At 59.3% G+C, this 21,893-nt stretch carries 18 protein-coding genes; 9 read left to right on the top strand and 9 right to left on the bottom strand.

What is annotated here, in order from left to right; translation table 11 throughout:
- Positions 1-119 precede the first annotated feature (119 nt).
- The 5 genes from BDD14_RS04380 (at position 120) to BDD14_RS04360 (ending at position 7,001) form a co-directional block, all read left to right on the top strand.
- Positions 120-1,211, top strand: a complete 1,092-nt coding sequence (locus BDD14_RS04380) for an IS5 family transposase (RefSeq protein WP_130417184.1) — start codon at positions 120-122, stop codon at positions 1,209-1,211.
- A 224-nt stretch (positions 1,212-1,435) separates the two neighbouring features.
- Positions 1,436-2,185 (top strand): SDR family NAD(P)-dependent oxidoreductase, encoded by a 750-nt coding sequence (locus BDD14_RS04375; RefSeq protein ID WP_130417730.1) that lies wholly within the window; start codon positions 1,436-1,438, stop codon positions 2,183-2,185.
- A gap of 62 nt (positions 2,186-2,247) precedes the next feature.
- Positions 2,248-3,552 carry an enolase C-terminal domain-like protein gene (locus BDD14_RS04370; protein ID WP_130417729.1) on the top strand — a complete coding sequence of 435 codons (1,305 nt, stop codon included), beginning with the start codon at positions 2,248-2,250 and terminating at the stop codon, positions 3,550-3,552.
- On the top strand, positions 3,549-4,430 hold the full coding sequence (locus BDD14_RS04365) for a fumarylacetoacetate hydrolase family protein (protein WP_130417728.1): 882 nt from the start codon (positions 3,549-3,551) through the stop codon (positions 4,428-4,430). Before BDD14_RS04370 ends, BDD14_RS04365 begins: the two co-directional genes overlap by 4 nt.
- Before the next feature lie 39 nt (positions 4,431-4,469).
- On the top strand, positions 4,470-7,001 hold the full coding sequence (locus tag BDD14_RS04360; protein ID WP_130417727.1) for an NHL domain-containing protein: 2,532 nt from the start codon (positions 4,470-4,472) through the stop codon (positions 6,999-7,001).
- On the opposite strand, the gene BDD14_RS04355 is transcribed toward BDD14_RS04360, so the two are convergent.
- The 8 genes from BDD14_RS04355 to BDD14_RS04320 form a co-directional block, all read right to left on the bottom strand.
- Positions 6,998-7,726 (bottom strand): ZIP family metal transporter, encoded by a 729-nt coding sequence (locus BDD14_RS04355; protein WP_130417726.1) that lies wholly within the window; start codon positions 7,724-7,726, stop codon positions 6,998-7,000. The two genes, BDD14_RS04360 and BDD14_RS04355, sit on opposite strands and share 4 nt — an antisense overlap.
- Before the next feature lie 92 nt (positions 7,727-7,818).
- The gene (locus BDD14_RS04350) at positions 7,819-8,337 is read right to left on the bottom strand and encodes a DUF4149 domain-containing protein (RefSeq protein WP_130417725.1); all 519 of its coding nucleotides are present in this window, start codon (positions 8,335-8,337) and stop codon (positions 7,819-7,821) included.
- Complete coding sequence (locus BDD14_RS04345; RefSeq protein WP_130417724.1) at positions 8,337-9,191, bottom strand: zinc metalloprotease HtpX; 855 nt, start codon at positions 9,189-9,191, stop codon at positions 8,337-8,339. Before BDD14_RS04345 ends, BDD14_RS04350 begins: the two co-directional genes overlap by 1 nt.
- A 1-nt stretch (position 9,192) precedes the next feature.
- Positions 9,193-10,524 (bottom strand): carboxypeptidase-like regulatory domain-containing protein, encoded by a 1,332-nt coding sequence (locus BDD14_RS04340; protein ID WP_242617733.1) that lies wholly within the window; start codon positions 10,522-10,524, stop codon positions 9,193-9,195.
- A gap of 43 nt (positions 10,525-10,567) precedes the next feature.
- Positions 10,568-10,861, bottom strand: coding sequence for a hypothetical protein (locus BDD14_RS04335; protein ID WP_130417723.1), 294 nt, complete (start codon positions 10,859-10,861; stop codon positions 10,568-10,570).
- Complete coding sequence (locus tag BDD14_RS04330; RefSeq protein ID WP_130417722.1) at positions 10,861-11,349, bottom strand: cytochrome c-type biogenesis protein; 489 nt, start codon at positions 11,347-11,349, stop codon at positions 10,861-10,863. Before BDD14_RS04330 ends, BDD14_RS04335 begins: the two co-directional genes overlap by 1 nt.
- On the bottom strand, positions 11,342-13,423 hold the full coding sequence (locus tag BDD14_RS04325) for a heme lyase CcmF/NrfE family subunit (RefSeq protein WP_242617732.1): 2,082 nt from the start codon (positions 13,421-13,423) through the stop codon (positions 11,342-11,344). The genes BDD14_RS04330 and BDD14_RS04325 overlap by 8 nt, the downstream gene beginning before the upstream one ends.
- An 80-nt stretch (positions 13,424-13,503) precedes the next feature.
- A complete protein-coding gene (locus BDD14_RS04320) occupies positions 13,504-13,920 on the bottom strand; it encodes a response regulator (RefSeq protein ID WP_130417721.1) in 417 nt (138 codons plus the stop codon).
- Positions 13,921-14,321: 401 nt separating this feature from the next.
- Here BDD14_RS04320 and BDD14_RS04315 point away from each other — a divergent pair, with 401 nt between their 5' ends.
- The 3 genes from BDD14_RS04315 (at position 14,322) to BDD14_RS04305 (ending at position 19,076) form a co-directional block, all read left to right on the top strand.
- Positions 14,322-16,172 carry a sodium:solute symporter family protein gene (locus tag BDD14_RS04315; protein ID WP_130417720.1) on the top strand — a complete coding sequence of 617 codons (1,851 nt, stop codon included), beginning with the start codon at positions 14,322-14,324 and terminating at the stop codon, positions 16,170-16,172.
- A gap of 59 nt (positions 16,173-16,231) precedes the next feature.
- Positions 16,232-16,486, top strand: a complete 255-nt coding sequence (locus tag BDD14_RS04310) for a hypothetical protein (protein ID WP_130417719.1) — start codon at positions 16,232-16,234, stop codon at positions 16,484-16,486.
- A gap of 97 nt (positions 16,487-16,583) precedes the next feature.
- Positions 16,584-19,076, top strand: coding sequence for a serine/threonine-protein kinase (locus tag BDD14_RS04305; RefSeq protein WP_130417718.1), 2,493 nt, complete (start codon positions 16,584-16,586; stop codon positions 19,074-19,076).
- 68 nt (positions 19,077-19,144) lie between these two features.
- Here BDD14_RS04305 and BDD14_RS04300 read toward each other — a convergent pair whose 3' ends face one another.
- On the bottom strand, positions 19,145-20,086 hold the full coding sequence (locus tag BDD14_RS04300) for a hypothetical protein (RefSeq protein ID WP_130417717.1): 942 nt from the start codon (positions 20,084-20,086) through the stop codon (positions 19,145-19,147).
- 349 nt (positions 20,087-20,435) lie between these two features.
- Between BDD14_RS04300 and eno the strand changes: the two genes are divergently transcribed.
- Positions 20,436-21,728, top strand: coding sequence for a phosphopyruvate hydratase (gene eno, locus BDD14_RS04295; protein WP_130417716.1), 1,293 nt, complete (start codon positions 20,436-20,438; stop codon positions 21,726-21,728).
- Positions 21,729-21,893 lie beyond the last annotated feature (165 nt).

Below are 21,893 nucleotides of genomic sequence, written 5' to 3'. Positions count from 1 at the left end.
AGAGGTATTTCGTCGGACGTAATCCTGCCCGCGAAAACATGGCTGGTCGGGGTCACTTAGGAGCTTGTTGAAATAGGTTCTGGCTTCGTCTGATCTGGGTGTTGGTCCGTCTCTGTTGTATGCGTGGCGACGAGCGGGTTCAGGGTGAGATGTTCAGTTGTGTGACGTTGGAGCAGCGGGTTCCACAGGATCATCCTTTGCGCGAGATTCGCAAGTTGACGGATGCAGTTCTGGTGTCGCTGAACGAGGATTTCGATGCGCTATATTCGGCATCAGGCCGTCCTTCGATTGCGCCCGAGTATGTGCTGCGGGCGCTGTTGTTGCAGGCGTTTTATTCGGTGCGTTCGGAGCGCCAGTTAGTCGAGCAGCTGAACTACAACCTGCTGTTCCGCTGGTTCGTCGGCCTGGGCATGGACGACGCGGTGTGGAACCATGCCGTGTTTTCCAAGAACCGCGACCGGCTGCTGACGTCGGACGTGGCGCAGCGGTTCTTCGCCGAGGTGAACGTGCTGGCGAAGCGCTTCATGAGTGACGAGCACTTCACCGTGGACGGCACGCTGATCCAGGCCTGGGCATCGCAGAAGAGCTTCCGGCCGAAGGATGGCTCCGATGATGGCGACGGCACTAACTTCCGTGGGCAGAAGAGGTCGAACGAGACCCATCAATCGACTACCGATCCGGAGGCGCGGCTCTACAAGAAGAGCTATGGCAAGGAGTCGAAGCTCGCGTACCTGGGCCATGCGCTGGTGGAGAACCGCAACGGCCTGATCGCCGCCGCGATGGCGACCCAGGCCGACGGCCATGCCGAGCGCGACGCCGCCCTGCTGATGCTCGACGAGCGGCAGAAGAACAGCTCGCGGCGCATCACGGTTGGTGCCGACAAGGCCTACGACGCGAAGGACTTCATCGCCGGAGCCCGCGCCCTCAACGTCACCGCACATGTGCAGAAGAACGACAAGGGACGCCGCTCGAACCTCGATGGCAGGACCACCCGGCACGCCGGCTATGCGCTCAGCCTCAGCCGCCGCTGGCTCGTGGAGAAGACATTTGGCTGGTTGAAGCAGACCGGTCCGCTCGACCAGCTGAAGGTGCGAGGACTCGCCAAGGTCGACTGGATCTTCGTCTTCAGCTGCGCCGCACATAACCTGCTGCGTCTGCCAAGGCTCATCCAAAGCCATACTCAGCAGGACCCACAGCAGCAGTGCGCCTGAAGGCCGGTTGAGTCTTCAACCCGGCAAGAAAACATGCCGCAGAATCCGCCAGCCAGCCGTCATAAACAACCCAACTCCCCTGCATCAACCCAAAACCTCATCAGTAAAGGAGTCAGCTCTAGCTATTTCAACAAGCTCCTAGAAGCGTTGCGGCACCGAGCGACCGACGGGATTGGCCATCCGTTGGAAACGAGGTATGCTTCTGAGGAACGGTATTTCAATATATGAGTGAATCCTTTTACCTGGAAAACAAGGTAGCTCTCGTCACAGGCGGCGCCAGCGGCATCGGGGCTGCAACGGCACGGGAGCTTTCACGCGCCGGTGCGCAAATCATCCTTGCGGATATCCATCTTCCGGCGGCGGAGGCGCTGGCGGCCGAGCTTCCGGGTTCGCGTGCGGTGAAGATGGACGTAACCGACTCGGCTTCGATCGCGCTCGCCTTCGCCGGGATTCCTTCTCTCGATATCCTTGTGAATAACGCAGGCATTGGCCTGGTGGGCGATATCTCGCGCACGTTGGAAGAGGACTTCGAGCGGGTGATGCGGGTGAACGTCAGCAGTGTCTTTCTTGTCACCAAGGCTGCTCTGCCGCTGTTGCTGGCTGCACGAGGATCCATCGTCAATATAGGCTCCGTAGCGGGCTCGGTCGGTGTGAAACAGCGATTCGCGTACTGTGCCAGCAAAGGTGCGGTTCAGGCAATGACACGACAGATTGCGGTGGACTACCCGAAAGAGCTGCGCGTCAACTGCATCGCCCCAGGTACTGTCCAGACCCCCTTCGTCGAAGGCTATCTCGAAAAGTACCACGCGCACGAGAAGGAAAAGGTACGTGCCGAGCTGGTTTCGCGCCAGCCGATCGGAAGGCTTGGAACCCCTGAGGACATTGCATCCCTTGTCCGCTTTCTTTGCTCGAAAGAAGCGGAGTTTATCAACGGCGCCGTTATCCCCATCGATGGCGGATGGACTGCCGCATAAACGGCAGACACCGCTTTTATGATCTGTACTCTTTATATTCCGAAGAAGGGAAGGTCTGAGCCTTGAATGAGATTTTGATTACCGGTTTTCGCGTCATCGATCTTCGCTTTCCCACCTCACGCGAGCACATCGGCTCTGACGCAGTCAATAAGGATCCTGACTACTCGGCGGCTTATTGCGTTCTCGAGACCAACGCCGGCCTGACCGGCCACGGCCTTACGTTTACGCTTGGGCGTGGCACCGATCTCGTGGTTCAGGCGGCAAAGTATCTGTCGCGCTACGTGGTCAATCGTTCCCTCGGTTCCATCACCGACGACCTCTGCGCCTTCTCGCGCCAACTGACCGAAGATACACAGTTCAGGTGGCTGGGGCCAGAAAAGGGTGTGATTCATCTGGCCGCAGGCGCTCTCATCAATGCGGTCTGGGATCTCTACGCCCGTGTCGAGAAGAAGCCGTTATGGCAGCTCCTCTCCGACCTTGAACCTCGCCATCTGCTCAAGGCGGTCGATTTTCGTTACATCGATGACGCCCTCTCGCCGGATGAAGCAAGGGAGATTCTCGAGCAGGCGCGCAGCGGCAAAGCAGACCGCCTGGCCCGGTTAAAAGAAACAGGCTACCCGGCCTACACCACCTCGGTGGGATGGTTTGGTTACTCCGAAGAGAAGATTCGGCGCCTTTGCCACGAAGCTCTTGCCGAGGGCTGGACACACTTCAAATTGAAGGTCGGCGGAGATCCGGCTGAGGATCTTCGACGCGGCCGCATCGTTCGTGAAGAGATCGGCTGGACGAATAAGTTGATGGTGGATGCCAATCAGAAGTGGGGCGTGCTTGAGGCCATCGATCGCACCCGCCAACTCGCAGAGCTGAAGCCCTGGTGGATGGAGGAGCCGACGAATCCCGACGATATTCTCGGCCATGCGCGCATTCGCCATGAGGTTCCCGCGGTTCGCATCGCAACCGGCGAGCACTGTCACAATCGAGTCATGTTCAAACAGTTCCTCCAGGCGAAGGCGCTCGATGTCGTTCAGCTCGATAGCTGTCGCGTGGCCGGGGTGAACGAGAATCTCGCTATACTTCTACTGGCAGCGAAGTTCAACACTCCCGTCTGTCCGCACGCAGGCGGAGTTGGGCTCTGCGAGTACGTCCAGCATCTGTCGATGTTCGACTTTCTCTCCGTCTCCACGACCATGGAAGATAGGGTCATCGAGTTCGTCGACCATCTTCATGAACACTTTGTCACCCCGGTTCATATTCGGAACGGTCACTATCAAGTGCCGAGCGAAGCGGGATACAGTATCGAGATTCGCGAAGAGTCTCTCAACCGCTTTGCGTATCCGCAGGGCGAGGCATGGAGCGGGCAGGCATGAAGTTCGTTACGTTCTCAGGAAAAGACTCTTCAACCCAGAATCCTTCCGTGGCTTTCAGTCGCGATGTGCCTACGCCAGGCGTGTTGATCGACAGCGAGATCGTCGATCTTACGGGTCTCGCGTACCCAAGTGTTCTCGCCATTCTTGAAGGTGGCAACCTTGCGCTGGCCGAGGTTCGAGCGAAACTGGATAAGGCGCCACGCGTCGCTCTCTCCGAGGTTACGCTGCACGCGCCCCTCCGTCCGCCTCGCATCTTTGCTGTAGGGCTCAACTATGCCAGCCATGCCGCTGAATCGAAGATGGCGGTGCAGAAGGTACCGACTGTCTTCATGAAGCTGTCGAGCTCCGTCGTTGGCCCGGATGCGCCTGTGATTCTGCCGAAGGTCAGCAGCCAGCCTGATTACGAGGCCGAGCTCGGGGTCGTCATCGGAAAGGCCGGTTACCAGATCGCAGCCTCCAACTGGCAGCAGTACGTCGCTGGGTACACGATCGTCAATGACGTCAGCGCGCGTGACATTCAGCTTGCGACCTCGCAGTGGACCCTTGGCAAATCCTTCCCAAGTTTTAGTCCACTTGGCCCGGCCGTCGTCACTGCCGACGAAGTTGCCGATCCGCACGCTCTCGATATCTCCCTCACCATCGACGGCGAGACGCTGCAGTCGGCGAATACCCGCGATCTCATCTTCAAGATTCCCGCTCTGATTGAATACATCTCCAGTACAACGCCGCTCGAGGTCGGTGATGTCATCAGCACCGGCACACCCGAGGGAGTCGGTCTTGGGCGAACGCCGCAGCGCTGGCTGAAACCGGGAGAAGAGATGGTGATCACGATTGAGAAGCTGGGTAGCCTTCGAAATCGCACCGTCGCCGAAGAATAGCTTCAGGACAACGCAGCGGTACGATCTGCACGGCACATCGTGGCGAAGTTCGTAATGACGCTCACAGGGGATACGAAGACTTCAGACCTTCGTGTACTCTCTGCGGTATCTGCCATGATTTTCTGGAGCACCTTTCAACAGCATCGTCACCTGACGTCTCGTCTGTGGGCGTCTTTTTGCTTGATGATGCTGTTGTCTGTAGCTGCTGAAGCACAGACTCTCGCAACAAGTGTTCCGCTCCTGTTGCCTTCGGCGATCGCTTTTGATTCCCAGGGCAACCTCTACATCGCCGAGACGGCGAATCATGTTATCCGCAAAGTTGACCGCGAGGGCGGCATCACGGCAGTAGCTGGAACAGGAACCCAGGGATACGACGGGGATAACTCCGCGGCCATCTCTGCGTTGCTCGATTCGCCGCAAGGTCTGGCAGTGGACGCGCATGGCCTCTACATCGCGGACACTCACAACCATCGCGTTCGCAGGGTTGATCTCATCAACGGCATAATCACCACGATCGCAGGTAGTTCCACGGCTGGCGCGGCAGGAGACAACGGTCCGGCAGCCGCTGCGCTGCTCGATCGTCCGGGTGCGCTTGCCCTCGATGGAAAGAGCAACCTCTACATCGCTGATTCCGGCAGCCATCGCATCCGCCGTATCGATGCCGGAACGGGAGTCATCACAACCGTTGCGGGGGCAGGAGCTCAGGGATACGAGGGCGATAACGCCCGCGCCGTGTCCGCCCTGCTGGATTCACCGCAGGGAATTGCAGTAGACACCGGCGGCAATCTCTACGTGGCCGACACGAACAACCATCGCATTCGCCGCATCGACGCTGTGACAGGCATCATTACGACCCTTGCCGGCACCGGCGTCTTCGGCTATGCGGGCGATTCGAGCTCTTCTGCCGCAGCGAGACTGGCGCTTCCGCAGGGCCTCTCTGTGGGTTCGGACGGGAACATCTATCTTGCGGACACTGCAAATCATCGCATTCGCCGCATCGACGGAACGACTGGCATGATCACGACAGTGGCCGGAGATGGCACGCAGGGCTTTTCCGGTGACGGCGGCGCGCCGGTGTCTGCCTCCCTGGACAGCCCGCGCGCCACAACTCTCTCTTCTTCCGGCCTCGTTACCATTGCGGATAGAGGAAACCAGAGGGTTCGCCAGCTCTCCGGGGATACGATCCAGACCATTGCGGGCCTTGGATCGGCCATCCCGGTTCAGATATCGCTGTCTGGAGCCGGCACGGTCTCCTATGGCTCGGGAGAATTGACGGCATCGCTCACCTCATCGACCGAGGCGACGGGTAGTGTCGTCTTCTTCGATCAATACGCCGGGACCTCCGGTGCCAGCGTTGTGGTTCCGCTCTCTTCGAACGCGGCGGTGTTCGACATGTCCGTGCTGCAGGCCGGTCAGCATACCATTACGGCTTCCTACAGCGGCGATGCATCTCACAGTGCCGCGCAGAGTACTGCCTTCTCGTTGATGGTCAACCAGCTTCCCGTCACGGCCATCGTTGCGCCGGCCTCGCTTCGTTATGGAGACGATCTCCCGTCGCTCCAGGGGAGCCTCAGCGGGGTTCTTCCGCGCGATCAGTCCAGCATTTCGGCGACCTATTCGGTCGATCTGCCAGTACATCCCGGGGTTGGAGTCTATCCCGTTGGCGTGGCGCTGACGGGATCGGCAGCAGGGAACTATACTGTCTCGTCGGCGCCTACCCTGACGATTACGAAGGCCGCCACCATCACAACTCTGAACGTGGCCACCGCGACCCTCGTCTCTGCCAGCAGCGTCGACGCCGGTCAGCCTGTTCAGTTCAGCGTTCACGTAAGTACGACGACCACCGTAACTCCGACGGGAACCATCCTTCTCTCAGATGGCGCAACCCTGCTCACGGCGGCAAGCCCAAACCGATCAGGCGATCTGACCTTTGCAACCTCGGCTCTTGCCGCTGGTCCTCACAGCCTCAGCGCAGTCTATTCGGGCGATGCGAACTTCCTGTCGAGTACATCACCTACCGCACTTTTTGTCGTCGATACGCCGCAGGTCGGACCTGGCGACTTCACGCTGGCGCCGAGCAGTGCGACCACGCAGACGGTTGTCTCCGGTGGCTCTGCCGACTTTTCGCTGGTCGTCAATACGAACGGGAATATCTCCAGTCCCGTAACTCTATCTGCGTCAGGCTTACCCGATCTCGCTACGGCCTCGTTCAATCCAGGCAGCCTTCCGCCCGGAACGCCTTCAGGGTCCTTCGTCATGACCATCGCAACGCCAAAGACCGCACATGTAGGGCGGGAGATGAATCGCCTGGTCTTTGCAGGGTTCTTTCTCGTCTTTCTTCCGTGGGCCGGCCGACGATATGGATCCTCGCGCCCGAGACTGATTGCAGTTCTTCTCTTCTCGTCACTGCCGCTCTTTACTGGTTGCGGCGACCGCATTCGAACGGGAAGTGACACCACAGTTCCACCGAAGTCTTACACGATCACGGTTACCGGGACCGCCTTGGGCAATGCCGGAACGACTCTTCAGCACACGGCCACCGTGACCCTCATCGTTCAGGCCGCAAATTAGGCCGGAGCCAACAGCTTCAGCAAAAAGAACACCGCAACCCCTGCGAAGAAGATCAGCGCCATCCGAATCCCAGGTTCACGGTTCACCTCCGGCACGAGATCGGTTGCGGCCACATAGATGGTCACCCCTGCTGACAGCGGCAATCCTGCCCGCACCCAACCGGGCTTCAGGTTGATGACGAAAACCCCCAACAGCGTCATGGCGCCAAGAATCATCGCCGAATTGAGTGCAGCACGCTTTCCTCGGCCGCTTGCCAGCATGACGCTGGCTACCGTGAAGCCTTCAGGCAGCTTATGCAGGAATACCGCGATAAAGATGACCCATCCCAGCCAATGGGAGAGCACAAAGCCGGATCCGATCGCAATGCCGTCGAAGAATGTGTGTGCCGCAAGTCCTAACAGAACCGAATAGCTTGTCTTTGCCGAGAGAAATTCGTGATGGTGCGTCTCCTCGCCAAAGTGAAAGTGGGGGACCAGCGTGTGCTCGAGCAAATGCACGCCACAGTAACCGGCGAGAATCAGAATTGGCGCCCATCGAGGATTCAGGGCCAGGCCCTCCGGCACCATCTCCAGCACCGCCGCGGCGAGCATAAACCCTGCTCCCAGCGCAACAAAGTAGCGTAGCGCGCGTGCTGAGGGGGAGCGTCGTACAAGAAGCAGACCTCCAAGATAGTCCGCGAGTCCTGCCGCTGCTCCCAGCGTCAGGCTCAACCAAAGCGATGACATCGTCTATCCGTTCCTGGCGGAGCGTAAGGGTCCGCCGTCTTCCACAAGATAGCGTTCGAGCCAGGTGGCCCTCATCGCAATGAATCTAAGGTTCATATCCTGCTAATTTTACCTGTCTCCGGCCATTGCGATTCGCGGGCCAGCACCAGCACCACGCCTATCCCGCAGAGCAGGACCAGCCCTTCAAGCCGCTCGGACCAGACGTGCAGCCGTTCGAAATCGATTCGCGCGGGGGAGGAGATGTCGGCCGTTTCGATAGCGCCACCTGCCGCGATTCGATCCCGTTCCATGGAAGGAAGAATCTGGAACTGAGAATACGCCGTGACCGCAAGCATGATTCCGGCCAGGACCATCTCGATCGCGAAACCGACTCGCGCCGGTACCTCGGCACGGAACCAGAGGGTCGCGGTGGCGAGACAGAACAGGACCCCGCCAACGAGACCGATCCAGTGCAGGATCGAGAGAGAGCCTCCCACCACAAGTCCAGCATCGTGTGTGCTTGGCAGCCGGCCGAAGGCGACCGGAGCCACTACAAACGCAAAGAAGGCCAGCCCACCAACCCAGGCTGTCATCGCCAGCAATCGCAAGGCCCGAAGAATTCGTTCGAACACTAGACCAGATCCCTCCCGATCAGGCGTTGTATCCGATCTTTGATCGGAGGATGCGTGGAGAACAGATTGGCGAATCCGCCACTACCCAGCAGCGGCGCAACAATAAATAGGTGCGCCGTCGTAGGCGAAGCCTGCAGGGGAATTCGCCGGGAATAGTTGTCAAGCTTTTGCAATGCGCGCGCCAGTGCATACGGATTTCCCGTCTCTTTCGCCCCCGTCGCATCTGCTTCGTATTCGCGCGAACGCGAGATCGCAAGCTGAATCAAAGTCGCCGCAATCGGCGCCAGGATAAGCATGAGCAGGCCGGTCAGGCCTCCGCCCCCGCGGTCCCGGTCGTCGCGGCCGCCGTAGCCTCCGAAGAGGGACGCAAAGTATCCCATACGCGCCACCATCGTGATGGCGCCGGCCAGCGTCGCCGCAATGGAGCTGGTGAGGATGTCGCGATTCTTGACGTGCCCCAGCTCATGCGCAAGCACACCTTCGAGCTCCTCATCGTCCAGAAGATTCAGGATACCGTGCGTTACCGCGACCGAGGCGTGCTTTGGATTTCTACCCGTGGCAAACGCATTCGGGCTCTCGCTTGGAATCACGTAAACCTTGGGCATGGGGAGCCCCTGCTTCGCCGCCAGCCGTTCTACGACGTTGTACACGCGCGGTAACTCTTCTCGTGTGGCCGGTTGGGCGCGGTACATCGCAAGAGCCAGCTTGTCGGAGAAGAAATAGGTGCCGAAATTGAATGCAACCGACAGCACAAACGCCAATACCATCCCGTTCCGTCCGCCGAAGTGGTCTCCGATGAAGACCAGAAATACGGTCAGTAGTACCAGAAGGAGCGTCGTTTTGAAGGTATTCATCTCACCCTCGCAGAGGTTTTACCTCTTGAGTATTAGACGTCCCGGCCCGTTCTCTGCGTGACAGCGCCCGCTTCAGCACAACCTCGAGCGCCGCCTTTTGTTCAGCATACTCTGCTTCGCCCAGCCTGCCCTCCAACCTGTCGGTTTCGACAGCAAACAGCTCCTCCTTCAGACTTGTGAGCAACGCACCGGGACCGGTGGGAACATTCATTCCCCCTGACAGCACGCCGACTGTGGCATCGGCGCTCTGCGGATTGTTCTTCAACATGAAGCCCGCGCCTGCTGCCATGGCCAGCCCTAAGCCGCCAAGAATCCACCACTTGTACTTCGACCACGGATCATTGGTCCCTTCAGGGTCAATCGGATTCCCCAGTCCCCCTCCAGGGCGGGTATCGGTCGCCGCCGTACCAGCCTGCTGTGGCGCGCCGGCGGATCCCGGTTGTCCACCCTCTGCCGCCGGGGTTGCCGCGCTATCGCGAGGAAGCTGTCCGGTTCCCGAGATCGTGAATCCCAAGGGCTGGGATGGCGACACATTACGCGCCACATAGGTCTGAGCCGTCGTCTCCTCGGTCACGGGTGTATAGCTCGCCGACGGTCCCGGCTGAAAGCTCATGCTCTTCGGCATCATGATGGCGACCGTGTCGGTGTTCATCGTGGGCTTCGGAGCAAGCTTCAGACTTCCGTCGTAGGGAAGCCGATACGTGATCTGAAAGCGGGTCTCGCCGGGGCGAATCGGGAAGACGAAGGTGTAGTGATTCGCGTCGCTCAGGGGCATCGGCGAGGCCTGTACCGGCATCCCTCCCGGTCCCAGTGCCGCCGAGCCTTCGACCACCGCGCCCGCGGGAAGATAGAACTCGAAGGGACGATCGCCGAACTGCGTCTTCGGTGGGGTCGAATCGTTCTTCACGAAGAAGTTCTCCACCACGCGCAGCGACTTCCCGCTCTCATCGGTCTGGATGCGCATGACGTCGGCCTCGCTACTTATCCCCGCGACCTTCGCTGCGGCGTCGTAGACCTCTACGTCAACCGACTGCGTTCCTGGAGGCGCTGGCCGAAAGTAGTTCGCCTTATCATGGGTCACGCGGATCAGGTGCACTCCGGCGTCCGGAAGCTCCAACGTAAACTGTCCCTTCGCGTCGGTCTTGGTCCTGGTGGACTCCTGCATACCCTGGGCAAGGCGAATCAGCACGACATCGTCCCCAGCCGCGGGCTTGTTATTGGTCTTATTGGTAACGGTGCCGGTGATGGACTCGGCGAGGGCGAAACCGGAGAAGGCTGCAGCCATGGCTGCAATTGCCGCCAGGCGTCGAAGGCTGAAAGATGAGCAGGTCACACTTCAAGTCTACGTCAAACGAAGACAATCGCGGACGGAGGAACTAGGCACGGCTGCCGCGTGCACTCATGCCCTTCTGTTCAAGCAAATCCATCTCTGCGATTACCTTGGCGGCTTCGTCTTCGAGCGCAGAGCGTTGCTCTTCGTAGTCCTGCTCAGGATACTTGCCCGCCAGATATTCGAAGTTCAGATCGCGTAGGTTTTCGTAGATCACATCCTTGCGTTCGCGCAGATAGTCAACGCGGGTCTTGTCGGCCTGAAAGAACGGATTCCGTTCTGGCCAGAAGATGAACGCGAAGAGTGCAATAGCAAGAACAACTCCGGCAATAGCTCCCATCAGTACTCCGTCTCCCGGCGGATACGCGCCCGCACGGCATCATCGGTGGCCTTCAGATCGTCGGGGCCTCCCGCGGACACCAGACGCCCGGCGCTGCGCTTCCGCCATATCGTTATCAGAAACCCCGTACCGGCGGTCGCAAGCAAAAAGACGGCCATCGGGGCGATCCATGCGACATTATCGAAGCCCCCGCGAATCGGAGCTGCCAGCACCGTAGGGCCGTACTTCGCCGCGAACCAGTTGAGGATCAAAGTATCCGTGCCTCCGGAGCCGATCTGCTGCCGCAGCTCTCCGATCATGCGGTCCGAGTCCGGGCACCCCACATGATTGCACTCCAGCAGAATCTGCCCGCAGCCGCATACGCACATCATCTCGTGACCCAGCCTGCCGAAGCGCGAGCTCGAATCGGCCGCACCCAGCATCATCACGGCAAGCAGGCATATCGCCGCCCCCTGCCACCAACGTCTGGGGGTGATCAGCCTAAGCATGATTCACCTCGGCCTCGCCCACAGGTAAGGGAACCGCAACTCTCGCCTGGGCGGGAACGCGTGTCAGGTTCGGCACCAGCGCAAGGAAGGTGCCCATGACCACGATCAGCACTCCGATCCAGATCCAGTTCATCAGTGGATTGATGAAGACCTTGATGATCGGCTTGTCGGTGTCGGGATTCTTACCCTCGTAGATGACGTACAGGTCCTCGGCCAGCGTCGAGCGCAGCGCTACCATCGTCGAGCTCGTCTGGCTTGCATGGTAGAAACGTCTCTCGGGAGCAAGCTGCGTAATCTTCTTCGATCCCTTGAATACATCCAGCAGGGCATACTCGGTGTCGTAGTTCGGGTTTGAATCCTGCGTAAAGCTCTGGCACACCAGACGGTAGGCTCCCATCGTCATCGAATCACCGAAGCCCATCTCCTGCTCGCGCGACTGATTGAATGCCCCGCCGGCAATCCCGATAAACATCACGACGATGCCGAAATGAACGATGTAGCCGCCGTAGCGCCGGGTATTGCGGCGTACCAGCAGTACCGTCGAAGCAGCCAGGTTCTTTCCCGTCTGGGTCTGCACAACTCCGGCGCCGCGCAGAAACTCCGCGCCGATTGCCGTAATCACACCCGCGGCCAGCGTGAAGGTGATCAACGAGAAGAGCTCCGCGTGCATATCGTCGCCTGCGCTCCAGGGACGCACACCGCAGGCGATCACCACCACAAAGGTGACGGCCATCGCGATCAAGGGCAGAACGAAGTTACGCCGGATCGAACGCAGCGAGGTCGAACGCCAGGCCAGCAGGGGACCAATGCCTGTGAGGAAGAGAAGGAACAATCCAATAGGAAGGTTGACCCGGTTGTAGAACGGCGCGCCGACGGTGACCTTCGAACCCTGCACATACTCGCTCAGAACGGGGAACAGTGTTCCCCAGAGGACCGTGAAGCACGCCGTCAGCAGTATGAGATTGTTGAACAGGAAGCTCGACTCGCGGCTGACCAGAGACTCCAGCCGGTTCTCGCTCTTCAGATGATCCTTCTGCCTGAAGAACGTAAACAAACAGACCGAGAACACCACGAGGATAAACCCATAGAACCAGCCACCGATGGAAGATTGCGCGAAGGCATGCACGCTGCTCACAATGCCCGAGCGCGTAAGCAGGGTTCCGAGGATCGTCAGCAGGAAGGTCGAGAAGATCAGCCAGACGTTCCACGTCTTCATCATCCCGCGCTTCTCCTGCATCATCACCGAGTGCAGAAACGCCGTCCCTGTCAGCCACGGCATCAGGCTGGCATTCTCAACCGGATCCCAGCCCCAATACCCGCCCCAGCCCAGAACGCTGTACGCCCAGTGTGCCCCAAGAAAGATACCGCAGGTCAGGAACATCCACGTCACCATCGTCCAGCGGCGCGTGATATGGATCCATTTTTCGCCGGGATACCGCATCATCAGTGCGCCCAGCGCAAAGGCAAACGGAACCGAGAACCCTACATAGCCGAGGTACAGCATCGGCGGATGGATCACCATCTCCGGATACTGCAGCAGAGGATTCAGTCCGAAACCATCCAATGCGACCGGTCCCGGCTGAATGGCAAAGGGAGGAGCAGCAAAGTTCAACAGAAGAAGAAAGAAGACCTGTACCCCGGCGAGGATGGTCGAGGCATATGCCGAAAGCCGCACATCCACCTTGTGCCGCAGCCGCAGGACAAACCCGTAGGCGCTCAACAGCCACGCCCAGAGGAGAAGCGATCCCTCCTGGCCGCTCCACAAGGCTGAAAACTTATAGGCCGTGCTTAGATCCCGGTTGGTGTGGTGCAGGATGTAGCTGACCGAATAATCGTTCGTAAAGGCGGCCCATACCAGCGCAAAGGCCGCACAGGTCAACGCAATAAAACTCGCAAGGCCTGCCCGCCGTGCCGTTTCGCCCAGCCGTCCGGCTCCGTCGCCGCCAGCGGTAAGACCTGTAGCTGATCGGGAGCGCCAGAGCGCGATTGCGCCAAACACCAGCGTATAGGTACTCAGGGCAAGGGCCAGGAGCAGGGCAAAACTCCCGAACTCAGGCATGGGGTGGGTTCGCATGAAGTCCTCTCCTGCATTCTCTCAAGCGTTTGGCAGATCAAGCAATGAAAGAAGAGAACATGGCGGTTATCGCGCAGCCTTCAGGCGGGTGCGGCAATCACAAGCGGTACTGCGGAATCGTCGATGACAGCAGCGCCCGCCATTTGCTCCACGCAGGCCAGCAAATGCTCTGGTTGGAGCGGCTTCATCCGAAACTCGACATCGAGTCCTTCGTACTCACCTTCCGCCTCTTCCAACCCGCTGATCACCAGGACTGGAATCTGTGGCATCAAATTTCGAATTTCGCGGGCAAATTGACTGCCGCTCATGCCGGGCATGATGTGATCGGTGATTACAAGATGGACTTCCGACGGAAGTTCACCACTACGAAACTGTTCCAGAGCATAGGTCGGGTTCAGTGCCGTAATCACGAAGTAGCCATTTAGCTTCAAAATGGCCTGACGTGCCGCAGCTTGCACGGCATTGTCGTCTACGAGAAGAATTGTCCTTGTTAGCATCTACAACTCCGGGGAGAATCTCGGCAGGCGTGCATACGGATCACACTCTCCCCACATGGAATAAATTTGAGACGGAGAAAATGATCCGCAAAGAGAACTACACAAGTGTCATTCAAACTTGGCAACTTTTGTTCCGCTCCACGGCGGACTCAAACATTGTTGCAAACTGTACTTTCTAACTGCGATGCGTCCGGCGGCTCTCGGGTTTTCCGGCTGTCTCCGAGAATTCTGGTTATCGCGGGTTTCGCTCTCATATCGGGGCCTGACGAGGGAAGGCACCCGATTCCATCGTGCCGTTCCCGAAGAATGACTCGAGGCCGACCTGCCATACGCTAGACGAGGAAAGGTTAACGATTTAGAGTGACCCCAACAGCAAAGCTTGCGGAATCAAAAGGGAAACAGTGACTCTGTCCATTATTGACTGGCTGATCATGCTGGTCTATTTCGTCTTCGTCCTTGGGATCGGGTTCGCCCTCAAGCGCTACATGCGCACGTCGAACGATTTCTTCCTCGCCGGACGGTCCATTCCGGCCTGGGTCTGCGGCCTCGCCTTCATCTCGGCGAATCTGGGTGCACAGGAAGTCATCGGTATGGGGGCTTCGGGCGCGAAGTATGGCATCAACACCAGCCACTTTTACTGGATCGGTGCTATCCCGGCGATGGTCTTCGTCGGCATCTTCATGATGCCTTTCTATTACGGATCCAAGGCCCGATCGGTGCCGGAGTATCTCCGCATGCGCTTCGATGAGAAGACCCGCGCGCTAAACGCCTTCTCCTTCGCCATGATGACCGTGCTCTCCTCCGGCATCTCGATGTATGCCATGGCGCTGCTCATTCAGACCCTCGGGCTCTTTCGCGGGATTATTCCCGACCAGTACATCTTTCACGTCTCGGTCTTCCTCTCCGCGATCATCGTTCTTGCCTACATCTTCCTCGGGGGCCTCACCAGCGCCATCTACAACGAAGTCCTGCAATTCTTTCTTATCGTCGCCGGATTCGCTCCCCTGGTCTGGATCGGTCTCCGCAATGTAGGTGGATGGCAGGGAATCAAGCACACCTTACCTGCTGCGATGACGCATTCGTGGCGGGGCATGGCCCATGCCAGCACCAATACCCTCGGTGTCGAATGGATCGGCCTCTCCATGGGGCTCGGTTTTGTGCTCAGCTTCGGGTACTGGTGTACCGATTTTCTCGTCATTCAGCGCGCCATGGCGGCGGACTCCGAGGTCTCCGCGCGCCGTGTACCGCTCATCGCGGCCATTCCAAAGATGTTCTTTCCGTTCCTGGTCATCCTCCCGGGACTCATCGCCGTCAGCATTACTTCAAAGGTGGTGACACCCGAGCAGAAAGTCCTCTCCTCTGGAAATCCCGTCACAGGCGTTCGCTCCTCCTCTCCGTCCGCTGCCGCTGTTGTTTCCTCGAAGAATCCGACCGTTCTGGACGATTCCCACCCTCACGGTATCGTTCCGGAAAAGACCAACCCTCTCACTGGTCAGCCAGTCCTCGATAGCAATGGTCAGCCGGTCTATAACTACGATCTCGCCATTCCTGTCCTCCTGCTTCACTACTTCCCGACAGGAATTCTTGGCCTCGGTCTTACCGCCCTGCTTGCCAGTTTCATGTCGGGCATGGCCGGGAATGTGACCGCCTTCAACACCGTCTGGACCTACGACATCTATCAGGCCTACATCAACAAAAAGGCTACCGACGCCCACTATCTGTGGATGGGCCGCATGGCGACCGTAGGCGGTATCCTGCTCTCCATCGCGGCCGCTTATGCCGCCACCAGCTTCAACAACATCATGGACGCGCTGCAGCTGGTCTTCTCCTTCGTGAACGCGCCCCTGTTCGCCACCTTCCTGCTGGGAATGTTCTGGAAGCGCACCACGGGCCACGCCGCCTTTACCGGTCTGCTTTCAGGAACTGCGGCGGCCCTGATTCATCACGGCCTCACCATCCCTGCCGATACGGCTCCTGGAATCCACGGCGGCTGGATCACTATCGTCCATCGGTATCCGAGTGACATGGCGCAAAACTTCTGGACGGCTATCTTTGCCTTCTCGGTCAACCTGATCATCACAGTCGCGGTCAGCCTCGTCACCAGGCCGCGCGAAGACCACGAGCTGGTAGGGCTCGTCTACTCGTTGACTCCCAGGCCAGTGGAGAGTCACCTGAACTGGTATCAGAAGCCTTCCACACTGGCCTATGGTGTTCTCGCTATGTTGATCATCCTCAATCTTGTCTTCGCATGATCTCATTGCGTTCGCCTTACCTTTGTAACTCTGTATCCTCGTAGCAGGAGCACGCACCCATGGGACTCGACATCCGCCTTCCGCTCGGCCTTATCTTTCTCGTCCTCGGCGGCATTATGACTGGTTACGGCTTCGTGACTCGTCACTCGGCCATCTATGGACGCTCGCTCGATGTAAATCTCAACCTCGACTGGGGGCTGGTCATGCTCCTCTTCGGCGCGGTCATGTACCTTGTGGGCCGCCGTCAGCGATGGCAGGACGATCCAGTCAATCCCCGCCCCTGGGAGCGCAAGGGCTCCGCACCGCGCCCTTAGTCTCTTACCGTCCTGATCCGGGAATAGAGTGCCAGTCGCAGGCGCGTAATTCAACCATGCTCATCTTTCCCACGCATTCGCTTGCAATAATGGAGACATGAAGCGGCGCATCATCCGGCAGTATGAGTTTATCCGCAAGATCGGCGCGGGTGGCAGTGGCGTTGTCTTTCAGGCCAACGACACCCTGCTCCAGCGCCCTGTCGTCATCAAGCTGCTCAAACGCGGCAACCTCACCATCGAGCAGATGCGTGCCACCCAGCTTCGCGAGGCCCGCCTGGCCTCTGCCATCGACCACCCCAACGTCTGCGCCATCTACGACGTCGGCGAGGCTCCCGCTGAATCCGGCGACGCCGAAGAAGCGTATATCGTCATGCAGTACATTCCCGGCAAATCCCTCGACAAGATCATCGCCGAGGGAGCTTCCAGTCTCCAACTCGTCCTCTCCGCCGGAATCCAGATAGCCGACGGCCTTTCAGCCGCACACTCGCTCGGCATCTTTCATCGCGACCTGAAGCCGGCCAACGTTATGCTCACAGACGGCGGCCTTATCAAGATCCTCGACTTCGGTCTCGCCCGTCGCCTCTCGCTCGACAAGACCGACTTCGACCCCTCAGGCCCCTCCGATCCTCGATCGCTTCCTCCACTGGGCGCAACCTACACCGCGCGGGGTGGAACCATCGCCTACATGGCGCCGGAGCAGTTCGTCACGGGACAATCGTCGGTCCAGTCCGACCTCTTTGCCCTCGGACTCATCCTCTACGAGCTCTCCACCGGTCGTCATCCGTTTCATCGCCCCGACGCCCCCGACTTCCAGACCATTCGCGCCACCCAGTTCGCGGATCCACCGCCTCTGCGGGAGATCAACCCCGCGCTCCCGGTGGAACTCGAAAGCGTCATCCTGCGCTGTCTCGAGAAACAGCCTGCCGCGCGTTTCGCGTCTGCCGCAGACATTCGCGAGTCGCTCAAGACCGTCATGCGTTCCATGCAGCTCGATACCGTCCTCATGCCCGGCGGCGAATCGCTTTCGCTTCACTCGCAGGGCCGCCGTGCGCTCGAGCCGCCCGAAGAGGAGAAGCGCACCACTGGCATTCTCTCGATGCTCGCCGAGCGCTTCCGCGAGTCCGGCTCCTCGGCAGCCAGCAAGGAGACCAACAGCATCGTCGTGCTTCCGTTCATCAACTACGGTCCCGCCGACGTCGCGCCCCTGTACGGCTACGCCCTCGCCGATGCCATCGCAACCCGCCTGGCACGCGTAACGTCGCTCGTCGTTCGTCCGTCGAGTTCGCTCACCTCCATCCCCACCCAGCAGCTCGATCCTCTCAGCGTGGGAAAGAAGCTGCTCGTGGATTTCGTCCTTGCCGGAAACTTTCTTCGTTCCGAGAAAGGCTTCGACCTCAACTGGCAGCTGCTCGACGTCTCGCGACAGAGTGTGCGTGCCGGTGGATCCATCAACGTCGCCTCTTTTGATCTGGTCAGCGTTCAGACCGAGATATGCAATGAGGTCTTCAGCACGCTCCAGGGAGTCGGTGGATTCAGTGGAACACAGGAGAATCACCGCTCACCCTCCCTCACCGAAGATCTCTCCGAGGAGTACCTCCAGGCCCGCGCGCTTCTCTCCTCCTTCATGACCCGTACCGGAAGCCGCGACGATCTCGATCGCGCCCGTGAGCTCTTCGAATCTGTCATCAAGGCCAACGAAAATTACGCACCCGCCTGGTCCGGTCTTGGAGTCACGCACCTTCAGTACACACGTCACGGTCTCGGCGGCCAGATGCATGTCCTCGAAGCGCGCCGCGCCTTCGATCGCGCATTGCAGCTCGACCCCGGCTCCGTGGAGGCCAATCTCTATCGCGTCTATATGCTTCTTTCCCGTGGCGAAAAGGAATCCGCGCGCCATGGAATCGAACATCTCCTCCACACTGCCGGCAACGACTGGAACGTCCGTATGGTGGCCGGAATCACGCTCCGCCTCGACGGCATGTACGAGGATGCGCTCGAGCAGTTCAACGCTTCGTTGCGAATGAACCCTTCGAACGCGGCCATGATCTACAACCATCGGGCTCGCGTGTACCAGTACCAGAACCAGCTCGAGCTCGCCGACGAAGAGATCGAGAAGGGGCTTACCCTCGAGCCTCGTCAACCGCTGCTGCGCATCTCGCGCGGCTATCAGCAGATGCGTACCGGCGATCTGCCTGCCGCCATCGAGACCCTCGAAAACGTGATCCGAGACGAGCAATCCCTGCGGATCGTCTTTCCGACTATTGCGCTCTGTTATGTACAGCTCGGCAATCGGGAGAAGGCCGCGACCTTCATCATCGACGAGACCCTGGCCGCGGCCGAAGCCGACAGCGAGATGGCCTACCGCCTTGCTACATACTTTGCAGTCGATGGCGACGAGAGCGAGGCCCTGCACTGGCTGCGCCGCGCGATCTACCTGGGCAACGAAAACTATCCGTGGTTCTTGAAGAATCCGGCCTGGAAACGGCTCTCCGGCCATAACGACTTCGAGCGTATCCTCGAGGATCTCAAAAAGAGCTACCGCCGCAATCAGAAGAACTGGAAGCGCTTGCTCGCCCAGGTTCGAGACTAAAGTAGATCTGCAAAAGCAAAGAGGAGCGAGGCGATGCCCGCTCCTCTTCTGAACCGCTCCAGCAGTTCTTATTCGCTGGCAGCTCTGAGGGCAGTCCCCGCATCCGTGTTCATCGCCGTTCCCTGGGCTGCGTCCACCTGCTTCAGCGTCAGCGGCATCGTCATGCTGAACACCAGCCGTGAACCTTGGTCGAGCGTCGCCTGACGCTCCTGCTTCAACCACATCACAGTGCTTACGCCAGCTCCTACTCCGGCTCCCACGACGGCTCCAACGCCTCCGCCGAGCATGGCTCCGGCCACCGCTCCGCCGCCGGTCGCCAGGGCCGCCACCGCCAGGGTCTCCTTCGCGCGATCCCGGCGCTTCAACGTTCCTTCGCGATCGACATTGAAGTTCCCCAGGGTCGTATCGATGAGTTGTGCATGAATGGGGTACACCGTTCCATCGGGCAGGGTTACATGCTCCGGCTCCAGGTGCAGCGAGGCTACGCCTGAGATGCGGCGGCCTGCATGAACTGCCGTGACGTGCCCTTCAAGAACCGATCCGATCGGGATGATGACCCGTCCATGGTTTGTGATAGCTTCCATCACTTCTGCGGTGAACTTTGCGCCCGGTTCCGTCGTGGCCGTCGAAAGCTGCTCACGCATCCGGACATGTAACAGAGTGCCTTCGTTGATCTCGCCTTCGCGTTCCGGCACGCTGGTAACGATCTGGGCGTCCACGTCTACCGCAGCAGCCGGGGCGGCCGTCTGTGCAACGGCAGCGTTTTTATAAGGGACATAAGGTCCGTAGGTCTCGCCCGCGGTCTCAGGCTTTGCAGCCGAGGGCTTTGCCTGCGTCAGGGGACGTCGAGTCGTCTCTGTCTCACTCTTGGCTGACGAAGCTGCCGCATCTCCGTTGTCCGCGTCGATCGTGACGGGTTCCGGGTTGGAAACCCCTGTCCGTCCGGTTTGCGCCGCCAGTGGCAGTGTTGCGACAACGAGCGCAGCTGCAGGAATCATCCGAATCTTCATGGGCCAGCATCCTCCAGGTACGGCATGGCACTTCGCACATGCCTTCCTCATTTCAGTTTAAGACTTCAAAGAGCGGCTTTCCTAAAATCCCTTCAAGGGAATCGATCCTGCTACTACGTCTCTGAGCACCCATCGGCTATCGTTTTACCCTCTTGTTCGTCGGTCCCGACAGGGCACAGAACCCTTTGCTAAAATCCAACAGGTGACGTTCCCGGGCGCGAAGATCGTGGAGACAATCGGTTTAGCTGGCGGTCGGAGCATCTCCGTAGACCGCCGCCCGAAGCTTAACGAGCGCCTCACCCACCGCATTATTCCCCAAAACTTCGAATCACCTAACGACAGGAGCAACATGACTGAGATCGTCTCGATTCACGCCCGCGAAATCCTCGACTCCCGCGGTAATCCCACCGTCGAAGCCGACGTCGTTCTTGACGGGGGAGCCCGCGGACGCGCCGCAGTTCCCAGTGGAGCCTCTACCGGCGAGCATGAGGCCGTCGAGTTGCGTGACGGCGATAAAGAGCACTACCTGGGCAAAGGCGTTCTCAAGGCGGTCGAAAACGTCGAATCCATCCTCTCTCCCGAGCTGACCGGCATGGATGCCTCCAATCAGCGCCTCATCGACGCGACCATGATCGCGATTGACGGCACCGAAAACAAATCCAAGCTCGGAGCCAACGCCATCCTTGCTGTCTCCATGGCGGTCGCCCGCGCATCCGCCGAAGCCCTCAAGCTTCCGCTCTACCGCTATCTCGGGGGCGTCAATGCCTGTATTCTCCCAACGCCCATGATGAACATCATCAACGGCGGCTCCCATGCCGACTCCAACGTCGACTTTCAGGAGTTCATGGTCATGCCCGTCGGCGCCGAGACCTTCTCCGATGCCCTGCGCTGGGGAACCGAAACCTTCCATACCCTGAAGAGCGTTCTCAAGAAGAAGGGATATAACACCGCCGTCGGCGACGAGGGCGGCTTCGCCCCGAATCTGAAGTCCAACGAAGAGGCCCTCGACCTCATCCTCGAGGCGATTCAGCTTGCCGGCTATCAGCCCGGAGAAGACATCGCGATCGCCCTCGATCCCGCTTCCAGCGAGTTCTACAACAAGGAGACCGGAAAGTACGTCTTCAAGAAGTCTGACAAGCGCGAGCTGTCTTCCGCCGAGATGGCCGCCTTCTGGCAGCAGTGGACCGAGCGCTATCCCATCATCTCCATCGAAGACGGCCTCGCCGAAGACGACTGGGACGGCTGGCAGATCCTCACCACCGCCATTGGCGATAAGGTGCAGCTTGTCGGAGACGACCTCTTCGTCACCAACACCCGCCGGTTGCAGCAGGGAATCGATCAGAAGATCGCGAACTCCATCCTGATCAAGGTGAACCAGATAGGAACCGTATCCGAGACGCTCGATGCAATCGAGCTCGCTCGTCGCTACGGATACACTTCCATCATCAGCCACCGCTCCGGCGAGACCGAGGACGTCTTTATCGCCGACCTCGCGGTTGCCACCGGCGCCGGACAGATCAAGACGGGATCCGCATCCCGTACCGATCGCATCGCAAAGTACAACCAGCTCCTCCGCATCGAAGAAGAGCTTGGCCAGGCCGCCGAGTTCCTCGGGATCGAGTCCGTCAACTTCGGCGAGTAACGCCTCTCCATCCCAATGCGCTGGTGCCCTTCGGCATCGGCGCATTGTTTTTTTACAAATCCTTCAAATAGGAGATACTGTCTCGGTCCCAGTTGCTTGCAAACGGCCAGAGCCATACGACGATTCCGCACAATCGGTCATCCTATCCACAAGAATCTCCAGAAG

It is taken from the genome of Edaphobacter modestus, from assembly GCF_004217555.1.
GTDB classification, from domain to species: domain Bacteria; phylum Acidobacteriota; class Terriglobia; order Terriglobales; family Acidobacteriaceae; genus Edaphobacter; species Edaphobacter modestus.
The sequence above is the reverse complement of the archived record's forward strand: the minus strand, read 5'-3'. Positions and strand labels throughout refer to the sequence as shown.

What these genes read in the sequence shown, in the direction of transcription:
- BDD14_RS04355 (WP_130417726.1), bottom strand. Translation starts at nt 7,726, where the DNA reads ATGTCATCGCTTTGGTTGAGCCTGACGCTGGGAGCAGCGGCAGGACTC.
- BDD14_RS04365 (WP_130417728.1), top strand. Translation starts at nt 3,549, where the DNA reads ATGAAGTTCGTTACGTTCTCAGGAAAAGACTCTTCAACCCAGAATCCT.
- BDD14_RS04380 (WP_130417184.1), top strand. Translation starts at nt 120, where the DNA reads ATGCGTGGCGACGAGCGGGTTCAGGGTGAGATGTTCAGTTGTGTGACG.
- BDD14_RS04375 (WP_130417730.1), top strand. Translation starts at nt 1,436, where the DNA reads ATGAGTGAATCCTTTTACCTGGAAAACAAGGTAGCTCTCGTCACAGGC.
- BDD14_RS04300 (WP_130417717.1), bottom strand. Translation starts at nt 20,086, where the DNA reads ATGAAGATTCGGATGATTCCTGCAGCTGCGCTCGTTGTCGCAACACTG.
- BDD14_RS04330 (WP_130417722.1), bottom strand. Translation starts at nt 11,349, where the DNA reads ATGCTTAGGCTGATCACCCCCAGACGTTGGTGGCAGGGGGCGGCGATA.
- BDD14_RS04325 (WP_242617732.1), bottom strand. Translation starts at nt 13,423, where the DNA reads ATGCGAACCCACCCCATGCCTGAGTTCGGGAGTTTTGCCCTGCTCCTG.
- BDD14_RS04335 (WP_130417723.1), bottom strand. Translation starts at nt 10,861, where the DNA reads ATGGGAGCTATTGCCGGAGTTGTTCTTGCTATTGCACTCTTCGCGTTC.
- BDD14_RS04305 (WP_130417718.1), top strand. Translation starts at nt 16,584, where the DNA reads ATGAAGCGGCGCATCATCCGGCAGTATGAGTTTATCCGCAAGATCGGC.
- BDD14_RS04320 (WP_130417721.1), bottom strand. Translation starts at nt 13,920, where the DNA reads ATGCTAACAAGGACAATTCTTCTCGTAGACGACAATGCCGTGCAAGCT.
- BDD14_RS04310 (WP_130417719.1), top strand. Translation starts at nt 16,232, where the DNA reads ATGGGACTCGACATCCGCCTTCCGCTCGGCCTTATCTTTCTCGTCCTC.
- eno (WP_130417716.1), top strand. Translation starts at nt 20,436, where the DNA reads ATGACTGAGATCGTCTCGATTCACGCCCGCGAAATCCTCGACTCCCGC.
- BDD14_RS04345 (WP_130417724.1), bottom strand. Translation starts at nt 9,191, where the DNA reads ATGAATACCTTCAAAACGACGCTCCTTCTGGTACTACTGACCGTATTT.